This is a genomic window from Variovorax sp. SG517 (assembly GCF_013376045.1).
In the GTDB taxonomy this organism is placed as follows: domain Bacteria; phylum Pseudomonadota; class Gammaproteobacteria; order Burkholderiales; family Burkholderiaceae_C; genus Variovorax.
Map to the genome: position 1 here is coordinate 117,163 of NZ_JABMJG010000004.1, position 15,950 is coordinate 133,112.

18 protein-coding genes are annotated in these 15,950 nt (G+C 67.9%); 5 read left to right on the plus strand and 13 right to left on the minus strand.

The window, feature by feature from the left end:
- Window positions 1-6: 6 nt before the first annotated feature.
- The 9 genes from FHT32_RS13225 to FHT32_RS13265 form a co-directional block, all read right to left on the minus strand.
- Window positions 7-384, minus strand: coding sequence for a VOC family protein (locus tag FHT32_RS13225; protein ID WP_176665094.1), 378 nt, complete (start codon window positions 382-384; stop codon window positions 7-9).
- Window positions 385-509: 125 nt separating this feature from the next.
- Window positions 510-1,454 (minus strand): agmatinase, encoded by a 945-nt coding sequence (speB, locus tag FHT32_RS13230; RefSeq protein ID WP_176665095.1) that lies wholly within the window; start codon window positions 1,452-1,454, stop codon window positions 510-512.
- A gap of 13 nt (window positions 1,455-1,467) precedes the next feature.
- Window positions 1,468-2,106, minus strand: a complete 639-nt coding sequence (locus FHT32_RS13235) for a cupin domain-containing protein (RefSeq protein WP_176665096.1) — start codon at window positions 2,104-2,106, stop codon at window positions 1,468-1,470.
- Between the two features lie 37 nt (window positions 2,107-2,143).
- On the minus strand, window positions 2,144-2,860 hold the full coding sequence (locus FHT32_RS13240) for a DUF1989 domain-containing protein (protein ID WP_176665097.1): 717 nt from the start codon (window positions 2,858-2,860) through the stop codon (window positions 2,144-2,146).
- An 8-nt stretch (window positions 2,861-2,868) separates the two neighbouring features.
- Window positions 2,869-4,209 carry a M20 family metallo-hydrolase gene (locus FHT32_RS13245; protein ID WP_176665098.1) on the minus strand — a complete coding sequence of 447 codons (1,341 nt, stop codon included), beginning with the start codon at window positions 4,207-4,209 and terminating at the stop codon, window positions 2,869-2,871.
- Window positions 4,206-5,024 carry an amino acid ABC transporter ATP-binding protein gene (locus FHT32_RS13250; protein WP_176665099.1) on the minus strand — a complete coding sequence of 273 codons (819 nt, stop codon included), beginning with the start codon at window positions 5,022-5,024 and terminating at the stop codon, window positions 4,206-4,208. The genes FHT32_RS13245 and FHT32_RS13250 overlap by 4 nt, the downstream gene beginning before the upstream one ends.
- On the minus strand, window positions 5,021-5,686 hold the full coding sequence (locus FHT32_RS13255; protein WP_176665100.1) for an amino acid ABC transporter permease: 666 nt from the start codon (window positions 5,684-5,686) through the stop codon (window positions 5,021-5,023). The genes FHT32_RS13250 and FHT32_RS13255 overlap by 4 nt, the downstream gene beginning before the upstream one ends.
- Complete coding sequence (locus FHT32_RS13260) at window positions 5,683-6,348, minus strand: amino acid ABC transporter permease (protein WP_176665101.1); 666 nt, start codon at window positions 6,346-6,348, stop codon at window positions 5,683-5,685. The genes FHT32_RS13255 and FHT32_RS13260 overlap by 4 nt, the downstream gene beginning before the upstream one ends.
- 43 nt (window positions 6,349-6,391) lie before the next feature.
- The gene (locus tag FHT32_RS13265) at window positions 6,392-7,225 is read right to left on the minus strand and encodes a transporter substrate-binding domain-containing protein (RefSeq protein WP_176665102.1); all 834 of its coding nucleotides are present in this window, start codon (window positions 7,223-7,225) and stop codon (window positions 6,392-6,394) included.
- Window positions 7,226-7,597: 372 nt separating this feature from the next.
- Here FHT32_RS13265 and FHT32_RS13270 point away from each other — a divergent pair, with 372 nt between their 5' ends.
- Window positions 7,598-8,584 (plus strand): tripartite tricarboxylate transporter substrate binding protein, encoded by a 987-nt coding sequence (locus FHT32_RS13270; protein ID WP_176665103.1) that lies wholly within the window; start codon window positions 7,598-7,600, stop codon window positions 8,582-8,584.
- 60 nt (window positions 8,585-8,644) lie between these two features.
- Complete coding sequence (locus FHT32_RS13275) at window positions 8,645-9,658, plus strand: MBL fold metallo-hydrolase (RefSeq protein WP_176665104.1); 1,014 nt, start codon at window positions 8,645-8,647, stop codon at window positions 9,656-9,658.
- A gap of 136 nt (window positions 9,659-9,794) precedes the next feature.
- Here the strand turns inward: FHT32_RS13275 and FHT32_RS13280 are convergent, their stop codons facing one another.
- The 4 genes from FHT32_RS13280 to FHT32_RS13295 are packed head-to-tail and all read right to left on the minus strand — an operon-like array spanning window position 9,795 to window position 12,147.
- On the minus strand, window positions 9,795-10,052 hold the full coding sequence (locus FHT32_RS13280) for a hypothetical protein (protein WP_176665105.1): 258 nt from the start codon (window positions 10,050-10,052) through the stop codon (window positions 9,795-9,797).
- Between the two features lie 19 nt (window positions 10,053-10,071).
- Window positions 10,072-10,836, minus strand: a complete 765-nt coding sequence (locus tag FHT32_RS13285) for an SDR family NAD(P)-dependent oxidoreductase (RefSeq protein WP_176665106.1) — start codon at window positions 10,834-10,836, stop codon at window positions 10,072-10,074.
- A gap of 58 nt (window positions 10,837-10,894) precedes the next feature.
- Window positions 10,895-11,371 carry a hypothetical protein gene (locus FHT32_RS13290; protein WP_176665107.1) on the minus strand — a complete coding sequence of 159 codons (477 nt, stop codon included), beginning with the start codon at window positions 11,369-11,371 and terminating at the stop codon, window positions 10,895-10,897.
- Window positions 11,368-12,147 (minus strand): Crp/Fnr family transcriptional regulator, encoded by a 780-nt coding sequence (locus FHT32_RS13295; protein WP_176665108.1) that lies wholly within the window; start codon window positions 12,145-12,147, stop codon window positions 11,368-11,370. Before FHT32_RS13295 ends, FHT32_RS13290 begins: the two co-directional genes overlap by 4 nt.
- A gap of 84 nt (window positions 12,148-12,231) precedes the next feature.
- On the opposite strand from FHT32_RS13295, the gene FHT32_RS13300 reads away from it, so the two are divergent.
- Genes FHT32_RS13300 through FHT32_RS13310 form a run of 3 tightly spaced genes read left to right on the plus strand, consistent with a single transcriptional unit; the run spans window position 12,232 to window position 15,949 of the window.
- On the plus strand, window positions 12,232-14,187 hold the full coding sequence (locus FHT32_RS13300; protein ID WP_176665109.1) for an AMP-binding protein: 1,956 nt from the start codon (window positions 12,232-12,234) through the stop codon (window positions 14,185-14,187).
- Window positions 14,184-15,017, plus strand: a complete 834-nt coding sequence (locus FHT32_RS13305) for an ABC transporter ATP-binding protein (protein ID WP_176665110.1) — start codon at window positions 14,184-14,186, stop codon at window positions 15,015-15,017. Before FHT32_RS13300 ends, FHT32_RS13305 begins: the two co-directional genes overlap by 4 nt.
- Before the next feature lie 2 nt (window positions 15,018-15,019).
- On the plus strand, window positions 15,020-15,949 hold the full coding sequence (locus FHT32_RS13310; protein ID WP_176665111.1) for a branched-chain amino acid ABC transporter permease: 930 nt from the start codon (window positions 15,020-15,022) through the stop codon (window positions 15,947-15,949).
- Window position 15,950: the final 1 nt, after the last annotated feature.

The window sequence follows — 15,950 nt, forward strand, 5'->3', positions numbered from 1 at the left end:
GGTCGATCAGTCGTTGATCAGGTTCAGGATGTTCCCGTCCGGGTCCTTGAACCACGCGACCTTCATGTCGCCCATGACGTGGAGGTCGCCCACCAGCTTCGCATGCGGCATGTCGTAGTGCTCGAAGCGCACGCCCCGCGACTTCAGCGCATCCACGATGCGCTCGATGTCGCCGTCCACCGACCAGGTCACGGCCGTGGCCTGGTTGGTGCCCGCGAACTGCGAGCGGTACACGTTGATGCGCGTGTTGCCGCTGCGGTAGACGATGACTTCGTCGCCTTCCGCATCGACCTGCGACAGGCCCAGCGTGTCCTCGTAGAAACGGCGGGCCGTGGCGAGGTCTTTCACCGCCAGGTTGGCCACCGCGTTGATGTTTCCAAGCATGCGAGTCTCCTGTAGGGCCCGGCGGACCATCGAGCGGCGCCAGGCGAGCCAAAAATACTCAACCATCCGGTGCAGTATTCAGTGCTCGCCAAGACCCTGTCAAGTCAGGTTCCCGACAAAAGGTTTCAGCGCTTCGAGGCCACGTTGCGCGCCAGCAGGCACAGGATCTCGTACATCAGCGTGGCGCCCAGCAGCGCGGTGCTGCCGGTCGGGTCGTAGGGCGGCGACACCTCGACCACGTCGGCGCCGACGAAATCCAGGCCGTCGAGGCCGCGCAGCAGCCCCAGCGTTTCGCGCGTGGTCATGCCGCCGATCTCGGGCGTGCCGGTGCCCGGCGCGAATACCGGGTCCAGGCCATCGACATCCAGCGACAGGTAGGTGGGGCCGCTGCCGACGATGCGCCGAGCCTCCTGCACGATCGCCTCGACGCCCCTGGCCTCGAACTCCTCGATGAAGACCACGCGCATGCCGCTGTCCAGCGAATAGCGCCAGCCTTCGTCGGAGTTCTGCGCGCCGCGGATGCCGATCTGTATGGTGCGCTTCGGGTCGAGCAGCCCGGCCTCGACCGCGCGGCGAAACGGCGAGCCATGGCTGAACTTGGAGCCGAGAAAGTCGTCCCAGGTGTCGGTGTGCGCATCGATGTGCACCATGCCCAGCGGCTGACGAGGCGCCATCGCCTGGAACACGGGAAAGGTGATCGAGTGGTCGCCGCCCGCGGCCAGCACCGTCTTGCCGGCGGCGAACAGCGGCTCGAAGAAGCGGCGGATGTCCTCGTGCGAGCGCTCCAGGTGGAACACGTCGGTGAAAGGCACGTCGCCCACGTCGGCCACGCGGCACGCCTCGAAGGGGTTGAAGCCGCTCACGTGGTGGATGGCGCGCGTCATCGACGACATGTTTCGAATCTCGCGCGGGCCGTAGCGTGCGCCGGGGCGCGCCGTCACTCCGCCGTCGAACGGCACGCCGGCCAGGGCGATGTCGAAGTCTTCGAGGCGCTGTGCGAAGGGCACGCGCATGAAGGTCGGGATGCCGCTGTAGCGCGGCAGCGTCTGCATGGCGGTGTCTGTGTGCATGGAGAAGGCAGCTTCAGAACGTGGCGGGGGTATTGGTCCACAGCACCCGGGTCTGGGTCTTGCCAGGATTGCGGTAGCTGTGCGGCACGTCGCTCGAAAAATAGAAGGAGTCGCCGGCCGACAGCAGGTAGACCTCGTCGCGCAGGCGCAGCTCGAACTCGCCCTCGATCACGTAGCCCATTTCCTCGCCGGCGTGTGCGATCTGCTCCAGGCTCTCGGCCTTGGGCTCGAGCACGTGGATGTCAGCCTGCAGCAGCTGGCCGCGAATCGGCACGATCACCCGTTCGAGCTTCACGCCGCGCTTCTTGCCTCGCAGGCCGGTGAACTCGATCACCGGGCGTTCGGATGCCCGGGTCACCGGCGACGTGGGTGGCGCGAAGGAAGCCGTGAGCTCGGCGACGTTGGTGTCCAGCGCGCGCGCCAGGCGGTGCAGATTGGCCAGCGACGGCATGACCTGGCCACGCTCCACGCGCGACAGCAGGCTTTCGGAGCAGCCGGCCGCATCCGCGAGCGCCTTCAGCGTCAGACTTCGCACCATGCGCGCATGCTTGAGCCGCGGCCCCAGCGCCGACAGCGCCAGGTCCGCGTCCGCACCAGCCGGTACAGGAGAAGAGGCGGCGGGCGTGGAGTTCGTCTTCTTGGAGGTGCGCATGTCGAATCGTCGGTAAGCCGGCGGCGGGCCGGGAAGGTCAGGCAGTGGCCAGCACGGTGAAATGCACTTCGACCGGGCGGTTGTCGTTGATCGGGACAATATCCTGCGGGCAGGCCGACATGACCACCACGCAGTCCATCTCGGCGCGCAGATCCACATGGTCGCCGGCCTTGGAGACGGGCGGCAGCCAGTCTACGCCGCCGGCCGGGCCCACCGGAATGTTCATCCACAGATTGAGCGGCTGCGGCACCTCGCGTGCGCGCAGGCCGATGGCCTTGAGCGCCATGCGCATGTTGTCGGCGCAGTTGTCGTGGTACTCGGTCACGCCAAGGTTCTGGTAGCGGTAGGCGTCGCAGGCGGCCATGAGCGTGTCGTGCACGCCGGGCGAGGTGTCGGCCACCAGCGTCATGATGGGCCGGCGGCGGTTGGTGGCCAGTGGATCGCCGGCCTTGGGAATGATGCGGTCGATGACGGCACGCGCGTGCTCCATCGACATGAATTCGCTCAGGTCGTCGGCCTTGAAGGCCCAGAAGTCGCACACCTGGCTGCCATGCGTGTTGATGACGCGGATCACCTGGCCCTTGGCGAGCCGCACGGCACGGCCGTTGCGCGCGGGGACCTCGTAGCGCTTGCCGAGCTCCGGCGTGCCGTCGGCCGACACGGGCTCGCGCAGCGTGTTGTTGGCACCGACGGGTTCGCCGTTGTCGGCGACGTGGGTGTGCGCATGGGAATGGGAGAGGGCTTGGTGGTCCATGGTTCTGGCTAGTCCTTTGAAGGTTCGTTGGGAGTGGAGGAAACGAGCGGCCCCGCCAGCCGCGCGAGGCACCAGGCCAGGGCGCGCGTGCAGGCCGCGAGGTCGTCGATGGGGGTGTCTTCGTCGGGGTGGTGGCTCACGCCGGCGCGGCTGGGTGCGAACAGCATCGCGGTAGGACAGAAGCCCGCCAGCGGCATGGCATCGTGGAAGGCGCCCGAGAGCATCTCGCGATGGCTCAGCTGCAGGGCGATGCAGGCCTCGCGTGCGAGGCTTGCGAGCGCAGCGTCGAAGCGCACCGTGGGTTTGTCCTGCAGCACCTCGACCTGGCCTCCGGCCGGCAGCGCCGTATCGATGAGCAGGCGCACCGCGTCGAGTGCGGCAGCCTCGGGATGCCGGGCATCGACGGTGAAGACGACGCGATCGGCGATCGTGTTGATCGACCCGGGGCTGCACTCCCACCGCCCGATGGTCAGGCGCAGCCGGTCGTCGCCGCACAGCGCCGCATGTTCGAGCAGCGCGTGCGCCATGCGCACGGCCTTGGCCTGGGCGTCGTCGCGCGAGGCCGGCGGCGTGGTGCCCGCGTGCGCGCTGCGCCCCGCCACGGTGATGCGGAACCACCGCACGCCCTGGATCGCCGTCACGCAGCCGACCTGCAGGCCCTCAGCCTCCAGCACCGGGCCCTGCTCGATGTGCGCTTCGACGTAGCAGTGCACCGGGCGCGCCAGCGGGGTGTCGTCCATCCAGGCCCAGCCGAGGCGCTGCGCCTCGCCGCGCAGGTCGTCCACGGCGGCATCGCGCGCTGCCTCGAAGCACAGGCCTTCGCCATCGCGCACGCCGAGGAACGCATCCAGACGTTGCGGCGACGTGAAAGCGACGGAGCCCATCAGCCCGGGTGCGAAGCGCGAGCCTTCCTCGTTGGTCCACATCGCCACGTCGATCGGCCTGCGGGTGCGCAGGCCGAGGCGGTCCAGCGCATCGAACACCTCCAGGCCCGCCGCGACGCCGAAGGCGCCGTCGAGCCAGCCGCCCAGGGGCTGGGTGTCGATGTGGCTGCCGGTCATGACCGGCGACAGCTTCGATTCCTGTCCGTCGCGCCGCACGAACACGTTGGCGGCGGTATCGATGCCGATGCGGTAGCCGGGCCGCTGCGCGAACGGCTGCACCAGCCAGCGCCGCGCGGCCAGTTCGTGCGCGCTCAGCGCCTGCCGGGCCACGCCGCCGCCGGTGCCCGTAGCGACGGCGCCATGCGCCGCCAGTCCGCGCAGCCGCGCCTCGAGGCGCGCGGTGTCGACCGCGTGCGCCACCTTGTGGGCCACGGCCGCATCCCCCACTTCGTCGAGCAGGTTCATGCGGCCGCTCCTGCCGCGGCATTGCCGAGGCTGCGGCGAATCCACGGCTGCAGGAACGCCCGGATGCGCGGGTGCTCCGGCTGGTGGATCACCTCGCGCGGCGTGCCGATCGTCACGATGCGGCTCTTCTCCATGAACACGATCCGGTCCGACACCTCGGCCGCGAAGCTCATCTCGTGCGTGACCATGATCATGGTCATGCCGCCGCGCGAGAGCGACTTGATCACCTCCAGCACTTCGTCGACGAGCTCCGGGTCGAGCGCGGAGGTCGGCTCGTCGAGCAGCATCACCTCGGGGCCGACCGCGAGCGCCCGGGCGATGCCCACGCGCTGCTGCTGCCCGCCGCTGAGCTGGGGCGGACGCACGTCGGCCTTGGCCGACATGCCCACGCGCTCCAGTGCCTCCCCGGCAACGCTGCGGGCCTGGTCTTCGCGCAGCCCCTTGGCCAGGGTGAGAGGCGCCATTACGTTGGCCAGCACCGTCATGTGCGGCCACAGGTTGAACTGCTGGAACACCATGGCGACCGGCGCCCGCACCTCGGCGATCACGCGCTCGCTCTCGCGGACCAGTGCCCCCGCGGCATTGCGGCGGTAGCCGAGCAGAGCGCCGCGGATGCGGACCTCGCCCTCGTCGTAGGCCTCGAGAAAGTTCATGCAGCGCAGCAGCGTGGTCTTGCCCGAACCCGAAGGACCGATCAGCGACACGACTTCGCCCTTGCGGATGTCCAGGTCGATGCCGGACAACACGCACTGCGTGCCGAACGATTTGCCGACGCCGCGCATGGAGACGATGGGAACGGTCACGGAAGCATTCATGGGCGGGGGTTTTCTCGAAGGGCCGACCACGCGCGCAGCGTGCTGGCCGCGCGGTTGACGAGCAGCGACAGGCCCCAGTAGCTCAGCGCCAGCAGCAGGTAGGGCTCGACATAGACGAACTGCTCCGACACGACCTTGCCGGCGGTCATCGTCAGTTCGGGATAGGTGATGACCGAAGCCAGCGCGGACTCCTTCATCAGCAGGATGGTCTGGCTCGCGATCAGCGGCAGGCTGGCGCGCAGCGCCTGCGGGCATTCGATGGTGGCGAAGATCTGGCGGGAGGACAGGCCCATGCACCGGGCCGCCTCGATCTGGCCGCGCGGAATGCTCTGCCAGCAGGCGCGAAAGATCTCCGCGAAGTACGCGCCGCCGTACACGGCGAGCGTGAGGCCCGCGGCGGCGAACGGATCGAGCGAGAGGCCCGCGCTCGGCAGGCCGAAGTACACGATGAACAGGTGGATCAGGAACGGCACGCCGCGCCACACGCCGGTGTAGGCGACATAGAGCCAGCGCGCCGCGCGCCAGCCGGTTTCGCGCAATGCGTGGAAGCCGAAGCCCACGACCAGCCCGCCCGCCAGCCCCACCAGCGTGAGCAGCACGGTACGCAGCGCGGCGGCGCCGAACTCGGGCAGCAACTGGCCCAGGAGCGCGGCGTCGATCATGGCCGCTCCATCCGGGTGCGCAGCCAGTGGCCGAGCCACAGCACCGCACCGGTCATCAGCAGGTAGCACAGGCCCACGCAGACGTACACCTCCAGCGGCCTGAAATTGGCCGCCACGATCTGCCGGCCGCTACGCCCGAGGTCGGCCACCGCGATCACCGAGACGATGGCCGAGCTCTTCACCACGTCGACGGCTTCGGACACCACGGCTGGCCACACGGCCCGCGCAAGCTGCGGCAGCTGCACGTGGCGGAAGATGCGCGCGGGCGGCATGCCGAACGAGGCGGCCGCCTCGATCTGCCCCGCCGGCACCGCCACCAGCCCGGCACGCAGGATCTCGCACTGGAACGCGGCGGAGTTCAGGCCCAGCGCGACGATGGCCACCAGCAGCGGCGGCAGATCGACGCCGTAGGCACTGGGCAGGTAGAAGAGCATGAGCAGCTGCACCAGCAGCGGCGTGCCGCGAAAGAAGCTCAGGTAGGTGCGCACCGCGGCGGGCAACACGCCCCGACCGCCGCGCCGCAGCGACAGGCCCAGCAGCACCGCACCCCAGGCAAAGCCCAGCAGGATGGCCGCCACCGCCACGCTCAGCGTGGTGGCGAGGCCTTGCAGCAGTACCGGCAGGTAGGCGGCCAGGCGCTCGAGAAGGGTTGCCGCGTTCATCGGACGGTGCGTGCTCAGGAAGCGTCGTGTCTTGCGGGCCCGCTCACATCTGCGGCGCCGGCACCGCGTCGGTGGGCACGTCCATCGTGAAGCCGAACCACTTCATCTGCAGCTCCTTGAGCTTGCCGCTCTTCTGGGCGCGTGCGATGCCGTCGCTGAAGAACTTGACCAGCGGCGCGCTCTCCGCGTCCTTGCGGCCGACCCAGCCGAAGTAGGTCTTGGGGCCGATGGGCGCCGGCATCACCGCGTAGATGTCGCCGCGCGTCTTGACCAGCGTCGCCAGGTTGGAGAGCGACTGCGCCACCGCCGCGAGCCGGCCGGCGGCCAGGTCGGCATAGGCTTCGTCGAAGCTCACGTATTCGCGGATGGTGACTGCTGGCTTGCCTTCGGCCTGCAGCTTCTTCGCGTAGTCCTGCAGCGCCTTCAACTGGGCCGAGCCCGCCTGCGAACCGACCGTCTTGCCGGCGATGCCCGCGGGGTCGGTGAGCGCGCTGTCCTCCTTGCGCTTGACCAGCGCCGTCGTGGCGTCGGCGATCGGCACGGTGAAGGCGAACTTGTCGGCGCGCTCCTTCGTGAGCGTCACCGAGGTCACGACGAAGTCGAAGCGCTTGGTCGCCAGGCCGGGCAGGATGCCCTGGAACGGCACGTCGAGCTGCTTGACCCGGACCTCGGGCAGGTCCGCCAGGATCAGGCGCATCAGGTCGGGGCCGTAGCCCACGATCTTGCCGTCCTGCAGGAACTCGAAGGGCGCGAACTGCGCCTCGGTGCCGACGACGATTTCCTTCTTGCTCTTCACCGTTTCCAGCATGTCGGCGCTGTGCGCGGCACCAAGCAGGAACAGGGAAAGAACGCCAGCGATTGCGCGATGTAACAACATGACCAGGCCCTCGGGTGTGGATTGAAACAGGTGTGAACGGGATCAGCAAGTAACTTGCATTCATGCAAGTTACTTGCACAGAACGCACACAATTTTCATGCCAGCCGGAATCGGGCTGGCGGCACAGTCGTGGTGCGAACGGCAGCGCAAAGGAGGGAATGGGCCTCTTCAGGCGCACTTCATGCGCGCATCTGGCGCGCTGCAGGCGTGCAAGACCGTCGCGAGCTGCCACATCTGGAGAAGACGGCCATCGCGAACCGCGAAATCCCGGCCTGGCCGGTTGCGGCACACTGCACCGCTGGTGCAGTGAGGCGAAGCGAAGCCTTCAGGCTGCAACCCGATCAGCGATCAGTCCAGAGACAAAGAGAACCCATGATCCGAAAACTCATCCGCCCGCTGGCCATCGCGCTGGCAATCCCCATGGCGTTCGCCGGCATTGCGGCGCACGCACAGTCCACCGCCTATCCCGCCAAGCCCATCCGCATGGTCGTGCCCTTCCCGCCCGGCGGCGGCACCGACATCCTCGCGCGGCTGGTGGCCCAGAAGCTCACCGAGGCCAAACACTGGACCGTGGTGCCCGACAACCGTGCGGGCGCCGGCGGCACCATCGGCATCGCCGAGGCCGCGCGCGCGACGCCCACCGGCTACGACATCGTGATGGGCCAGAAGGACAACATGGTCGTCGCGCCCTGGCTCTACAAGAACCTGAGCTACAACCCGGTGAAGGACCTCACGGCCGTGGCCCACGTGGCCTACACGCCGGTGGTGATCGTCACGCAGGCCAACTCCAAGTTCAAGACGCTCGACGACGTGGTGAAGGCCGCGCGCGCCGCGCCCGACACCGTCACCTACGGCTCGCCCGGCAACGGCACCACCATCCACCTGGCCGGCGAGATCTTCAACGGCGCCGCCAAGATCAAGATGCGCCACGTGCCCTACAAGGGCTCCAACGCAGCCATGATGGACGTGCTCGCGGGCAACGTCGACCTGATGGTGTCGTCGGTGCCTTCGGCCATGGCGCAGATCAAGGCCGGCAAGCTGCGCCCGCTGGCCGTCACCTCGGCCAAGCGAAGCACCTCGCTGCCCGAGACGCCCACCGTGGCCGAGCTCGGCTACAAGGACTTCGACGTGAGCACCTGGTACGGCCTCTTCGTGCCCGCCGGCACGCCGAAGGACGTGGTGGCCACGCTGAATGCCGAGGTCAACAAGCTGCTGGCCACGCCCGAGATGAAGGCGGCCATCATCGCCCAGGGCGCCGAGCCGCAGAGCATGACGCCCGAGCAGTTCGGCGCGCTGCTGAAGACCGACTACGAGAAGTGGAAGGGCATCGTGCAAGCCTCGGGCGCGACAATCGAATAAGCCTTCGCGTCGCAGAATGGTGTCTCCAGAACAGGCCGCAACGACGGCATGGAGACACCGATGGTTCCTTCGCTTCCATTGAAGACGGCTGCCCTCGCGGCGGCCGTCGTCCTCTTCCAGGGCTGCGCGCAAACACCACCTGCCGCGCAGAAGCCTTCAGACGCCACCGTCGCCGCGCACGTCGCCGCAGCCACCAAGGCCGCGGGCACCGACCTCGGGCCGCTGCTGTCGCTGTGCAAGCCCGCTCCGGCCACACGCCCGCCGCAGGAAGAGCTCGACAAGGGCCTGCCCCTGCTCATCAACAAGCCCGCACCGCCGCCGGCCAGGGCCTTCGACAACCTCTACTTCGTGGGCGCCGACTGGGTCAGCGCCTGGGCCATCAAGACCTCGGACGGCATCATCCTCATCGATGCGCTCAACAACCAGGTGGAGGCGGCCGCGCTCATCGAAGGCGGCATGCGAAAGCTGGGCCTCGACCCGGCGCAGATCAAGTACGTGATCGTCACGCACGGCCACGGCGACCACTACGGCGGCGCCCCCTACCTCGCGCAGAAATACCGCGCGCGCGTGGTGATGAGCGATGCCGACTGGACGATGACCGAGACCAAGCTGGAATTCGCCACGCCGATCTGGGGCGCGCCGCCCAAGCGCGACATCTCGGTGAAGGACAGTGACCGCGTCACGCTGGGCGACACCACCGTCACCCTCTACCTCACGCCGGGCCACACCATGGGCACGCTGTCGCCGGTGTTCGACGTGAGCGAGAACGGCAGGAAGCACCGCGCCATGCTCTGGGGCGGCACGGGCTTCAACTTCGGCAAGGACGTGCCGCGGCTGGACAACTACATCGCGTCCACGAAGCGCATGGATTCGATCGTGAAGGCGCAGAACATCGACGTGATGCTGTCGAACCACTCGAACGTCGACAGCTCGCAGGCCAAGATGGCCGCGCTGCGCCAGCAGCCCGCGGGCGCAGCGAACCCGTTCGTGATGGGCACGCCGACGGTGGAGCGTGCGCTGGGCGTGATGGGGGAATGCGCGCAGGCGCAGCGGGACAGGTTTGCGATGCAGTGAAGCGGGGCCTGCTCCTTCCCCCTCTGGGGGAAGGTCGGGATGGGGGCAGTCGGCGCTTGAAAAGGCCGCTGGCGGCGCATGGGCCGCGTGCCCCCACCCCTGCCCTCCCCCAGCGGGGGAGGGAGAAATACCGGACTCAGTCCGGTACGAACTTGCGATTGAAGACGTCCACGTCCCCTACGTCCTCGAACGTCACCACCTGCCCCATCTTCCCGTCCTTCATGCGGCAGGCCGAGAACAGGCTGTAGCGCCCCTTGAAGCCGAACTCGTTCATCACGATCAGCGCGTAGGGATGGGGCACGAACACCTGGTGTTCGAACACGATGCGGTGCACGTTGCGCGGCGAGGGAAAGAGCTTGTACTCGCCGGTGTCGATGGCCTGGGCCGTTGCCATGGGGTCGCTCGCCTTCCGCTCAATCGGGGTCGCGCACGTCGGCCACCGGCTTCGCGCCGAAGTCCGCGCGCGCCAGGTACTTGAGCACCTTGGCAGCAGCGCTGGCGGGGCTGTCGAGCATGCCTTCGTTCTTCATCTTCTCGAAGCGCGTGCGGTCCGGAAACTTCTCGGCCGAGGCGCCGCGCAGCTGCACCTGCATGTCGGTGTCGATCACGCCCGGCGCCAGCGAGACGATGCGCGCGCCGTTCGGCGCATTGGCCTCTTCCAGCGCCACGGCGCGCGAGAAGTGGTCCATGCCGGCCTTGGCAGCGCAGTAGGGCGCCTGGCTGCCCATGGCGTTGCGGCCCAGGCCCGAGGAGATGTTCAGCACCTTGCGCGCACCGCGCCATTCGCGCGTGGCGCCCAGGAACGCCGCCGTCAGCAGCATCGGCGCTTCCAGGCCGATGCGCAGCGCCTGCGACAGCTCGGACCCCACCGCGCGCGACAGCGGCGCCGGGTTGCCGACCGTGCCGGCGTTGTTGATGAGCGTGACGCTGTCGAAGCGCTGCGCGTCGACAGTCTTGAGCCAGGCAGAGAGGCGCTCGGCGGCGGCGACGGGGTCGGACAGGTCCTGCTCCCATTGCGTGATCTCGGCGCCGGCGGCTTTGGCCGCTTCCGCCAGCGCGGGCGACTGCTTGCGCGAAATGCCGATCACCGTATGGCCGGCCTGCAGCAGCTGCTCGGCCATGGCCTGGCCCAGGCCGCGCGAGGCGCCGGTGATGAGGGTGAGGTGGGAGGTGGACATCTGGAAAAGTCTTTGTTGATGGAACGAAGGCCGGAAGGTTAAAGCGAATCGCTTGTCCCTACTTGAACTGCTTCCTCAGGAAGTTGCGATGCCGAGCAATGTGCTGCATCTGCGCCGGCGCGATGGTGCCGCCCAAGTCGACCTCGTCCGCACCGTTGAGCACCGCGTTGGCATTGGCCATGGCGCGCGCCACCACCTCTTCCTCGCTCACGCCCAGTTGCGCCGCGAGGTCCAGCGCCACGCGGCGCATCGCGCGCTGCGAGAGCATCCACATGGCGCCGAAGCGGTCCCACGCGAGGGCGGCTTCCTCGGCCTTCTCGCGGTCGGCGAGGATCTCGGCGAGCGGCTTGGCGAGCACGGCGTCCAGCGCCTCGATCTTCTCGGCGAGCGCCTCGTTGCGCGCGAGCGCTTCCTCGAGCGTGGGGCCGGTGTCTTCCGCCTTCGCTTTCGCCTTCGCAGGAACTTCGGGCTGCGGCGGGACGAAGGCGGCCTCCGCGTTCGCGGGCACCACCAGGAGCTGGTCCTTGAGAGTCATGTTCTTTCCTTTTCCACCATAGCGTTCTTCCTGTTGTTCGACATCGCGGTCGCGCGCAGGCCCGGCAGGTCGAGCACGCGCAGGCCGCCGTATTCCACGCGGATCAGCCCCTGCGCCGACAGGCCGTTGAGCGCCTCGTTCACGCGCTGACGCGAGAGGCCGACGAGGTAGGCCAGCTCCTGCTGCGTGATCCGCAGGACTTCGCCCACGCCCGGGTACAGCACCGGGTTGAAGAGCGACACCAGGTTGCGCGCCACGCGCGCGTCGGGGTTGTTGAGCCGGTCGATCTCGAGTGCCGCGATGAACTGGCCCAGCCGTTCGTTGAGCTGGTTCATCACGAAGCGGTTGAAGCCGATGGAGTGGTCGAGCAGCCAGTGGAAGCTCTCGATCGGCAGGCCGGCGATCAGGCTGCGCCGCAGCGCCTGGATGTTGTAGCGGTAGGGCTCGCGCTTCATGACCGTGCCTTCGCCGAACCAGCCGCCAGGTGGCACGCCGGTATAAGTGACGGAGCCGCCATCGGCGTTGTCGTTGCTCATCTTCAAGAGGCCCTCGACCACGCCGAACCAGTAGGTGGGCGAGCGCCCGACGCGGCACACCAGGTCGCCGGGCTCGGCCTCGCCGACCACCAGCGCGGCCTCGGCGCGGCGGCGCTCGGCGGGCGTGAGCTTCGACAGCCATGGAATGCCTTCGAGCTCCGCGGCATCGGCGGGACGCACCCGGTCCCTGATGGTCGAACCGCCGAGCGCGCCGTTGTGGTTGGAATTGCCGTGAGGCATCGGGAAACTCCGGGGAGTAGTGTCCCTAGGATTGTCGTTGGAACGACAACCGGGCGTCAAAGTGAGTCCTACGATCCGCCCACTGTGCAAACAACCGCCCCCACCTTTCCCCGTCTGCTGCTCGCGCACGCCGAGGCCCGGCCCGAAGCCCCCGCCATGCGCGAGAAGGACCTCGGCATCTGGCAAACCTGGAGCTGGAGCGCCGTGGCGCAGGAAGTGCGCGAGATCGCCTGCGGCCTCGCGAGCCTGGGCTTCAGGCCCTTCGACAACCTCGCGATCGTCGGCGCCAACCGGCCGCACCTGTACATGTCGGTGGTCGCGGCGCAGAGCCTGCGCGGCGTGCCCGTGCCGCTGTACCAGGACGCGGTGGCCGGCGAGATGGTCTTCATGCTGCAGGACGCCGGCATCGAATTCGTGATCGTCGAGGACCAGGAGCAGGTCGACAAGCTGCTTGAGTGCCGGGAACTGCAGCAGGGCGGGCAGCCGGGCATCCGCTACATCATCTACGACGACCCCAAGGGCCTGCGCCACTACGACCAGCCCGGGCTCATGAGCTACGAGCAGCTGCGCGCACTGGGCCGCGAGTTCGACAAGTCCAACGTGGGCCACTACGACCGAGCGGTGGCCAGCGGCGAGGCCACCGACGTCGGCGTGATCCTCTACACCTCCGGCACCACCGGCCGCCCCAAGGGCGTGTGCCAGACGCATGCGAGCTTCATCGCGGCGGGACGCGGGGGCGTGGAGACCGACAGGCTCGGCCCCGGCGACAACATCATGAGCTACCTGCCGATGGCGTGGGTGGGCGACCACCTGTTCTCGGTGGCGCAGTGGCTGGTGGGCGGCTTCACGCTCAACTGCCCCGAGTCGAGCGAGACGGTGATGAACGACATGCGCGAGATCGGCCCGAGCTACTACTTCGGACCGCCGCGCACCTTCGAGGGGCTGCTCACCGCCGTGTCGATCCGCATGGAGGACGCGGCCGCGCCCAAGCGCTGGCTGTACGCGAAGTTCATGGCGCTGGCGCAGCGCGTGGGCGCGGACATCCTCAACGGCGCGCCGGTGAGCCTGCGCGACCGCCTGATGTACCGCCTGGGCGACCTGCTGATCTACGGCCCGCTTCGCAACGTGCTGGGCATGAGCCGCATCCGCGTGGCCTACACCGCGGGCGCGGCCATCGGGCCCGACCTGTTCCGCTTCTACCGCTCCATCGGCGTGAACCTCAAGCAGTTCTACGGCCAGACCGAAACCTGCGCCTACGTGTGCCTGCAGCAGGACGGCAAGGTCAAGCTGCAGACCGTGGGCACGGCCGCGCCGGGCATCGAGCTGAAGATCGCCGACGACGGCGAGGTGCTGGTGCGCGGCGTGTCGGTGCTCAAGGAGTACTACAAGCGCCCCGACGCCACCGCCGAGGTGCTGGACGCGAACGGCTACTTCCACACCGGCGACGCCGGCGTGCTCGACAGCGAGGGCCACTTGCGCATCATCGACCGCGCCAAGGACGTGGGCCGGCTCGTTGGCGGCGCGATCTTCGCGCCCAACTACATCGAGAACAAGCTCAAGTTCTTCCCGCAGATCAAGGAAGCTGTGTGTTTCGGCAACGGCCGCGACGAGGTCTGCGCCGCCATCAACATCGACTACGAGGCGGTGGGCAACTGGGCCGAGCGCCGCGGCCTGGCCTACGGCGGCTACGTCGACCTGGCCGGCAAGCCCGACGTGCTCGCGCTGGTGGCCGAGTGCATCGCCAAGGTGAATGCCGACCTCGCCGCCGAGGACGGCATGGGCGAGACGCAGATCGCGCGCTTCCTGGTGTTGCACAAGGAGCTCGACCCCGACGACGACGAGCTCACCCGCACGCGCAAGGTGCGCCGCGGCTTCATCGCCGACAAGTACGCGGTGCTGGTAGACGCGCTCTACGGCGGAAAGAAAGAGCAGTACATCGAGACCCAGGTCAAGTTCGAGGACGGCCGCACGGGCTCGGTGAGCGCCACGCTGAAGATCGTCGACGCGAAGCGATTTCCGTTGATCAAGGCGGCCGCATGAACGCGCACAACCTCACCGAGGCATCCATGCTTGCAACAACGACCCGGGGCGGCCGCAAGGACGGCGAGGTCATCCTCGACGTGCAGAACATCTCCCTGAGCTTCGGCGGCGTGAAGGCGCTTACCGACATCAGCTTCAACGTGCGCGAGCACGAGGTGCGGGCCATCATCGGGCCGAACGGTGCCGGCAAGAGCTCGATGCTGAACTGCATCAACGGCGTCTACTGGCCGCAGCAGGGCTCCATCACCTTCCGCGGCAAGACCTTCAAGCACATGAACTCGCGCCAGGTGGCCGAGATGGGCGTGGCGCGCACCTTCCAGAACCTGGCCCTCTTCAAGGGCATGAGCGTGCTCGACAACATCATGACGGGCCGCAACCTCAAGATGAAGAGCGGCCTGTTCGCGCAGGCGCTGCGCTGGGGCCCGGCCGAGCGCGAGGAGCTCGCGCACCGCGAGTTCGTCGAACACATCATCGACTTCCTCGAGATCCAGGCGCACCGCAAGACCCCCGTGGGCCGCCTGCCCTACGGCCTGCAGAAGCGCGTGGACCTGGGCCGCGCGCTCGCGATGGAGCCGCAGGTGCTGCTGCTGGACGAGCCCATGGCCGGCATGAACGTGGAGGAGAAGCAGGACATGAGCCGCTTCATCCTCGACGTGAACGACGAGTTCGGCGCCACCATCGTGCTGATCGAGCACGACATGGGCGTGGTGATGGACATCTCCGACCGCGTGGTGGTGCTGGACTACGGCAAGAAGATCGGGGACGGCACGCCGGATGAAGTCCGGAACAACGAAGACGTGATCCGGGCATACCTCGGCGTGGAGCATTGAGCATGGGCTTTTTCCTCGAAACCCTCTTCGGCGGTCTCATGGTCGGCATGCTCTATTCGCTGATCGCCATCGGCTTCGTGCTGATCTACAAGGCCTCCGGCGTCTTCAACTTCGCGCAGGGCGCGATGGTGCTGTTCGCGGCGCTGGCGATGGCGCGCTTCGCCGAGTGGTTCCCGCAGTGGTTCGGCTTCCAGAGCCAGATCCTCGCGAACATCCTGGCCTTCGTCGCGGCCATGGCGGTGATGATCGTCGTGGCCTGGCTCATCGAGCGGCTCGCGCTCAGCAAGCTGGTGAACCAGGAAGGCATCACGCTGCTGATGGCCACGCTGGGCATCGCCTACTTCCTCGACGGCATGGGCCAGACGATCTTCGGCAACGACATCTACAAGATCGACGTCGGCATGCCCAAGGAGCCGCTGATGGTGCTGGAGAACACCTTCCAGGGCGGGCTGCTGCTGAGCCAGGAAGACCTGATCGCCGCGCTGGTGGCGGCGGGCCTGGTGGTGGTGCTCGCCGTGTTCTTCCAGAAGACGTCCACCGGCCGCGCCCTGCGCGCGGTGGCCGACGACCACCAGGCCGCGCAATCCATCGGCATTCCGCTCAAGCGCATCTGGGTGATCGTGTGGTCGGTGGCCGGCTTCTCGGCGCTGGTGGCCGGGATCATCTGGGGATCGAAGCTGGGCGTGCAGTTCTCGCTCTCGCTGGTGGCGCTGAAGGCACTGCCGGTGGTGATCCTGGGCGGGCTCACGTCCATTCCGGGCGCCATCATCGGCGGCCTGCTGATCGGCGTGGGCGAGAAGCTCTCCGAGATCTATCTGGGCCCCATGTTCGGCGGCGGCATCGAGATCTGGTTCGCCTATGTGCTGGCGCTGGTGTTCCTGCTGGTGCGTCCGCAGGGCCTGTTCGGCGAAAAGATCATTGATCGGGTCTGAG